1 protein-coding gene is annotated in these 8,246 nt (G+C 49.3%); it reads left to right on the forward strand.

Going from position 1 to position 8,246, the window contains the following annotated elements:
• Nucleotides 1-12: 12 nt before the first annotated feature.
• Nucleotides 13-8,246, forward strand: an 8,234-nt coding sequence (locus G9F48_RS13025) for a type I polyketide synthase (protein ID WP_165409589.1), incomplete at its 3' end; no start/stop codon positions are given.

The raw sequence follows: 8,246 nt of genomic DNA on the forward strand, positions 1-8,246 counted from the left end.
GATGGTATCCTCATGAAATGTATTAACGAATTTTTAAGAACGGTAATAGCGGAAAAGCTGGGTGCCGAGGTGACCGAAGCAGAAGATAAAACCGCTTTTTTTACTCTTGGCGTGACGTCTCTCATCAGTGAAGAAATCATGACCATATTGCATAAAGAATTTACCGGCCTTTCTGAAACGCTGCTGTTTGAATATCCGAACATTGAGAAATTGAGTGAGTTTTTAAGTGCGCAGAAACGAAATCCCGAAAGCGTTCTTGAATTCAAAGAAACGGAGCCTGATACGGGAAGCCGGCAGGAAGAAGTGCTTCCTGTACAGGCGGCTGAAAAGGTGCCCGAACCGGGAACGGACAGGAGTTCTGATATTGCGGTTATCGGAATGAGCGGGATGTTTCCGAAAGCGGAAAACCAGCATGATTTTTGGGACAATTTAATGGAAAATAAAGATTGTGTCTCCGAAATCCCTGAGGACAGATGGGACAGCTCTTATTACTCGGAAGAGAAAACGGCAGAATACGCGTCATACAGTAAATGGGGAGGTTTTATTGATCGTCCGGATCGATTTGACCCGCTGTTTTTTTCTGTTTCCCCGTGGGAAGCTGATTTAATGGACCCTCAGCAAAAACTGTATGTCACGTGCTGCTGGGAAGCGATGGAGGATGCCGGTTACGGGAACCCGGCGGCGAGGCCGACGGATCAAATCGGTGTATTCGCCGGAGTGACCTGGAATGAATATTCATTAATTGCACACGAAGAAGGTTTCCTCAAAGATCAGTATAAAGGCCCCGGCTCCTTATATTGGGGGATTCCGAACCGGGTTTCTTATTTCCTTGATCTCCATGGACCGAGTATCGCTGTTGATACGGCGTGTTCTTCATCGCTTGTCGCCGTCCATCAGGCTTGTCAGGCCATTATGTCGGGCGACTGTGAAATGGCGCTGGCCGGAGGCGTCAACCTCAGCTTACATCCGCAAAAATACATGTTTTTAAGCCAATCGCATTTTCTGTCTTCTGAAGGAAAATGCCGCAGTTTCGGTGAAGGTGGAGACGGTTACGTGCCCGGCGAAGGCGCGGGAGCCGTTTTGTTAAAACCATTGAAAAAAGCGATTGCGGACAACGACCACATCTACGGTGTCATTAAGGGGTCCGCCACTAACCACGGCGGCAAAACGACCGGGTATACGGTGCCGAATCCGGAAGCGCACCGGGACCTGATTTTATCCGCTATAAACAGAGCCGCGGTAAGTCCGGCGGATATCAGCTACATTGAAGCTCACGGTACTGGCACGGCACTCGGCGATCCGATTGAGATACGCGGTCTGTTTATGGCATTTGAGAAACAGGCCGATGAGAAAAATGACTGCGGAATCGGCTCGGTGAAATCCAATATCGGACATTTGGAAGCGGCTTCAGGGATCGCCGGTTTAATCAAGGTGCTTTTAAGCATGAAACATGAAACGCTTCCCGCCAGTCTGCACGCCGAGGAACTGAACCGCAAGATTTCTTTTTCTGATTCGCCATTTTATGTCGTTCGAAACAACCGTCCGTGGCCGGCTGAAGGAGATAAACCGAGAATCGCCGCAATCAGTTCGTTCGGCGCAGGAGGCTCTAATGCCCATCTGATCGTAGGTGCTTATCAGCCAAAACGGCAAGCGGACGGGAATACTGAGCAACAACCGCATGCCGTCGTACTAAGCGCACATTCCGAACAGCAGCTGAAAGAATATGCCGGGAAATTGAGCTCCTTTCTTGCCCGATTGGAAAACTCGCCTTCTGCCGGCGGATACAGCCTGGAAAATATCGCTGCCACCCTATTGTCAGGCAGAGAGCCTTTCTCCTTCCGGCTTGCGGTAATCGCATCATCCCTTTCTGAGCTGAAACAGCGATTGGACGGATTTGTGAGCGGTCACAGCGGCGGCAGGCATATTTACTTCGGAAAAGCGTCACCCGGGCGGCCGGACGTTTCAGGCCAATCCGTTTCAGATCCTGAAAAATTTGCCGCGCTGTGGGTGAAAGGCTTTCAAGGTTGCAAAAAGCCGGAGACGCCGTATCAGAAAGTTCCGCTTCCTACGTATCCGTTTTTAAAGGAAACGTCCTGGCTGACCGATCAAAAAAAGCGGTATACAAAAAAGCCCCAAAATACCAAAAGGCGTGAAGCGCTGCATCCTCTGCTAGATGAGAATGTTTCATCCGCCCGGAAAGGGACGTTTCAAAAGATATTTTCCAAGGATGAATATTTCTTTAAAGATCATTTAGTGAACGAAAAATATGTGCTCCCCGGAGTCTGTCATCTGGAAATGGCGGCATACGGCGCGGCATTGTGGGGAGAACGCCCGGCCGTCACTCTTCAAAATGTGTGGTATATGGAGCCGATTGTGACAGGGACAGACCCAAGATCCGTCATGATAGAGTTTGAAGCAGAAAAAGAGCGTATAAGCTATGTCATTAAGGAAAAAGGAGCGGCCGGCACTCTCTTTTCGCAAGGAGAAGTGATTTGTAAAGAAAAAGGAGCGCCTTTTGAGGCCCAGGTCTTTCAGCTCCCGGCGTTATTTTCGCAGAGAACGGAGCCGAAAGACATCTATCACTCGTTCTCTGAGGCGGGAATCGTGCAAAAGGACAGTTTTCAGGTCATCCGCGAATTTTCTTATACAGAAAGGAAAGCACTGGCCAAATTAACGCTCCCGTCACACTTGGAAGCCGATTTTAAACAGTACATCCTGCACCCGTCCTTAATGGATGGCGCTGTTCAAACCGCAATGGCGCATGTGCTGCAATTTCAAAAAGAGCCTGCGCTTATCGTACCGTTTTCCTTCGGAGAAATACAGCTGCTTAAACCGTTAGCGAAAACCGTATTTGTGCATGCGGAGGTAAAAGCGGCCTCCGTTCACCAATTTGATTTGCATATTTGTGATGAGCGCGGCGTGCTGCTGGCGGCAGTGAAAGATTTTATCATAAAAGAGGTGCAGGAAAGCGCCGGGTTTAACCAAAAAGCCGGCGTCACGCCGAAGAAAAGCCGTGAAAAGGAATTGCTTATGACACCGGTTTGGAACACTGTCACCATTCCGGAAACCGGCATGTCTTTCATGCGTGAAGAAAAAATAATCGTCATCGGGGGCGGGCCGGATTTTCAGCAGGCTTTGAAAGAGATGTATTCCGATGTCCGTTTTCCGGACATCACTTCTTTGGACAGCGCGGAACAAATGGCTGAAACACTGAAAGCGCAAGGCTCTTTTCAACACATGATATGGGCGGCGCCGGATCATCCGATTCCATCCGTTTATGATGCGGATACGGCCGACGGACAGGAGCACGGGGTCATGCAGCTTTTCCGGCTGGTAAAAGCGCTTCTGCTTCTGAATTTTGACACGGAACAACTATCATTGACAATCTGCACGTTTCAAGCACAGCCGATTCATGAACATGATGAGGTCAACCCGAGTCATGCAAGCATACACGGATTAGCGGGATCGCTCGCAAAAGAATACAGCAATTGGAGCATCCGGCTTCTTGATTTGGAATCTCAAAGGGGAGACCGGCATCTTCCCGATATCTTCTCTTTACCGGCGGACCCCGAGGGAAATCCGTGGGTTTTACGTGCAGGTCAGTGGCACCGCCAGCAATTGGCCGTCTGCCAGCCTCATGCAGCTGAGCCTTCATTATACCGGCACGGCGGGGTTTATGTGATTATCGGCGGAGCAGGCGGAATAGGAGAAGTATGGACTGAATATATGATTCAGACCTATCAGGCGAAAATTGCTTGGATCGGGAGACGGAAAAAAGATACACAGATTGAAAGAAAGCTGAAAAGACTTGCGGCTTTAGGTCCCGCACCGCAATATTTCAGTGCGGATGCTGCGGATTATGATTCTCTCAAGCGGGCGTATGACACCATTGTGAAGGAACATGGAAAGGTGCGCGGAATCATTCATTCCGCCATCGTGTTATCAGACCGAAGTTTTGCCAATATGGAAGAGGACCAGTTCCGCGCTTCACTTTCTGCAAAAACTGATGTCAGCTTGCAGATTGCCAGGGTAGCTGAAGGGGAACCGCTGGATTTCTTGCTGTTTTTCTCTTCGATGATGTCGTTTCAAAAAGCGCCGGGACAGAGCAATTATGCCGCCGGGTGCACGTTTAAAGACGCTTTTGCTAAGCGGATCTCACAAAAAGCGCCGTATGCCGTAAAAGTTGTCAATTGGGGCTTTTGGGGAAGTGTCGGCGTTGTCGCTTCAGAGCAATACCGGAAACGGATGGAGCGGGACGGAATCGCTTCTATTGAGGCGCCCGAAGCGATGAAAACGCTGGAAGCCCTGCTTTCCGGACCTTATGACCAGCTGGCGCTGATCAAAACGACAGATCCGGTTTTTATGAAAGATGATCTGAAAGAACAAGTAACGGTTTATCCGGAAAAGGTTCCTTCCGCACTCGGACAATTAGCGGTTAACATCACGCAGAATGACGAAGCTGAGCGGGTAAAAGCATCAAATGTCATGAGCTGCATGAGAGAGATGGAATCCCTCATTGAAAAAATACTTGTATCAACCCTTTATGAGATGGGCGCAAGGCTTGATGAGACTTTGCCGTTATTTCAATCGGCTGCCGGCATAACGGAACAATACAGCAGATGGCTGAAAGAGAGCTTTGTCTTCCTGACTGAATTAGCGCTTGCTCCGGAAAAAACGGATCTAGGGGAGGTGTGGGAGGAATGGGAGCGGAAAAAAGAGACTTGGCTGCGCCAGAAAGACATGAGGGCGCATGTCAGATTGGCAGAAGAGACATTGCGTGTGCTTCCAGACATTTTAACCGGTAAGCTTCCGGCAACGGAAGTGATGTTCCCTGACTCCTCCTTCCGTCTTGTGGAAGGCATTTACCGCAATAATATCATTTCTGATTTTTTCAATGACAAGCTTGCTGACACATTGATTGCAGTTTTGCGGGAGCGTCTGGAAAAAGACCCGCAGGCGAAAATCCGCATTTTAGAAATCGGAGCCGGAACGGGCGGGACGAGCGCCGCGGTCATGAGAAAATTGAAACCGTATGAAGCGCATATTGCCGAATATTGTTTCACGGATATTTCTAAAGCATTTCTTTTACATGCAGAAGACATATTCGGTCCGGAATATCCTTATGTCACTTATAAAATATTCAACGCTGAGCAGCCGGTATCAACAGAAGCGCCGGACATCGGCACGTATGACGCGGTGATCGCGACCAATGTGCTTCATGCGACAAAAAATATCCGCTCTACGCTGCGCCATGCGAAAGCAATGCTGCAAAAAAACGGCCATCTGTTTATAAATGAGATCAACAGCCGCACCGTATTCAACCATGTGACGTTCGGCCTTCTTGAAGGCTGGTGGCTGTATGAGGATCATGATTTACGGATTCCGGGCTGTCCGGGGGTTGAGCCGGCCGGCTGGGCAGAAGCGCTTTCACTTGAAGGATTCGTCCATCCTCTGTTTCCGGCTGAAGCCGCACACGACTTGGGCCAGCAGATTATAGCGGCTGAAAGTGACGGAACGGTCAGGCTTGCCCTTCCGCAGGCGTCAGAAGAAAAACCGGAGCGCCGTCCGTATGACGCAGATGGTCTTTCGGATGATACCTTGCATTTCAGCTTGAGAGAAAAAAGCGTTGAACTGATGAAGAAGGTAATCGGTGAAGCGCTTAAAGTGCCGGCGCATCGTCTTTTATCCCATGAACCGTTAACCGCATACGGATTGGATTCCATACTGGTCGTCAGACTGACCAACGCGTTAAAAGACGTCTTCGGTTCTGTCAGCAGCACTTTGTTTTTTGAATATCAAACCATCGATGAACTTGCGGATTACTTTCTGTCTTCCCGTAAAGAAGCGCTCGAGCGGCAATTCGGGAATGGACGGGCTCATCTCGAAAACGCCGGACGGGTGCAGGCTCCCGCAGAAAGCGCCGCGCCGATTCCAAACGTAAGGGAACGGGGCATCACATATCTGACGGAATTAATAGGAAAAACGCTGAAGATTCCGAGCGGGAGAATGGATCCGTCGGTTTCCTTAACCGCATACGGTTTGGATTCTATTCTGGTCGTCAGGCTCACAAATGCTTTTCGTAACGTGTTTGACCAAATGACCAGCACCCTCTTTTTTGAATATCAGACGATAGAAGAAATCGCGGATTACCTGCTTCTTTCTCAGCGGGGAGCATTTATGAAAGCGATGGGTGTGCGTGAGGAGCAGCTGTCTGATCACACAGATAACCTGAATGTAAAACAAAATAGGATTCCTCAAAACGAGGAAGGCAGCAGGACAAACGGAGATCCCTATATCCAGGATATCGCTGTCATCGGTCTGTCAGGCCGGTATCCGGGCGCTGATCACGTTGATGAGCTGTGGGAAAATGTAAAAGCCGGCAGGCATTCTATCACTGAAGTGCCGAAAGATCGCTGGGACTGGAAAACGTTTTATAACGAGGAACGCGGAAAATGGGGGTCCATTTATTCAAAATGGGGCGGTTTTCTCGATGACATTGATAAATTTGATCCGCTGTTTTTCCGTATATCTCCCGCGGAAGCTGAAAGGATGGACCCGCAGGAAAGGTTGTTTCTGCAGACTGCTTATTCAAGCATTGAAGATGCGGGGTACACCCCGGCCACGCTTTGTGACAGTCGGAAAATCGGAGTCTTTGTCGGTGTGATGAACAGCAATTACCCGACAGTTCCCAGCGACTGGTCTATCGCAAACAGAGTATCGTTTTTGTTCAATTTTCAAGGGCCGAGTATGGCTGTGGATACAGCATGCTCTTCTTCTTTAACAGCTGTCCATCTCGCCGCAGAAAGCCTGCGGAGCGGAATGAGTGAAACAGCGATTGCCGGCGGAGTCAATCTTATTGTTGATCCGGCCCACTATGAGCGGCTGTCCGCTTTTTCAATGCTGTCTCCCGGTGATAAATGCAAATCTTTCGGAGACAGGGCGGACGGTTTTGTTGACGGTGAAGGAGTAGGGGCGATTGTGTTAAAGCCGCTTGCTCAAGCGGAGAAAGACGGCGATCATATTTACGGCGTTATCAAAGGAAGCATGCTGAACGCAGCAGGCAGGACAAACGCTTATATGGTGCCGAATCCGAAAGCGCAGTTTGATCTGATCGCAGAGACGTTGAAACGGACAGACATTCACCCGAGAACGGTCAGTTACTTGGAAGCCCACGGAACGGGCACTGCGCTCGGTGATCCGATTGAAATCGACGGGTTAACGAAAGCTTTTCGCCTGACAACAGAAGACCGGCAGTTTTGTTCCATCGGTTCAATTAAATCAAATATCGGACATTTAGAAAGCGCTGCCGGGATTGCGGGAATCACCAAACTGCTTCTCCAATTGAAACATAAGAGGATTGCCCCTTCATTGCATGCGGCGGAATTGAATCCGAATATTGAGTTTGAGCACACTCCGTTTTTCGTACAGCAAAAAGAAACGGAATGGAAACGACCTGTCTTAAATATCACGGGTGAAATGAAGGAATATCCGAGAATTGCCGGTATTTCCTCGTTTGGAGCAGGAGGGTCAAACGCGCATGTCATCATTCAGGAATATGTGCCGTCTGACAGCCTGAAACCAATAGAAAACGCGTCTGTTTCTCCGCAAAAACCGGCTGTTATTATTTTATCAGCGCGAAATGAGCAGCAATTGAAAGAGCGCGCCCGCCAGCTTCTGGATGATGTCATAAGAAAAAAACGTTCTGACGGGGATTTGGCCAAGATCGCTTACACGCTTCAGGCGGGAAGAGAACCGATGGCTGAGCGGCTTGCATTTACGGCCGAGTCGATAGAAGAACTGAAAATGAAGCTTATGAGTTTCTCAAACGATCATAATATCGAACATGCTCATATCTGGCGGGGCAGGACAGCCAAACATCATTCATTGGCGGCTTCGCTCACTTCCGATGAAGATATGGCGCTTACCATAAATGCCTGGCTGAAAAAAGGGAAATACGGAAAGCTGCTTGACCTTTGGGTTAAAGGACTTGACGTCGATTGGTCAGCTCTTTATCAGCGCAACCCGGGCCGCATCAGTCTCCCGGCTTACCCTTTTGCCAAAGACCGATATTGGGTCACAAAAGCTGATGTGTCACTTGACAAAACAGGCTCAGCGGAAAGTGAGAAAGCGGCCAGACTTCACCCGCTGCTCCACGCGAATACATCGACCTTTACCGCCCAGCGCTTTACTTCTGTTTTTTCAGGGCATGAACCGTTTTTTGCCGATCACATCGTCAATGGAAAACC

Origin of the sequence: Bacillus sp. EKM420B (assembly GCF_011065565.1) — a bacterium.
Classification (GTDB): Bacteria; Bacillota; Bacilli; order Bacillales; family Bacillaceae; genus Bacillus; species Bacillus velezensis.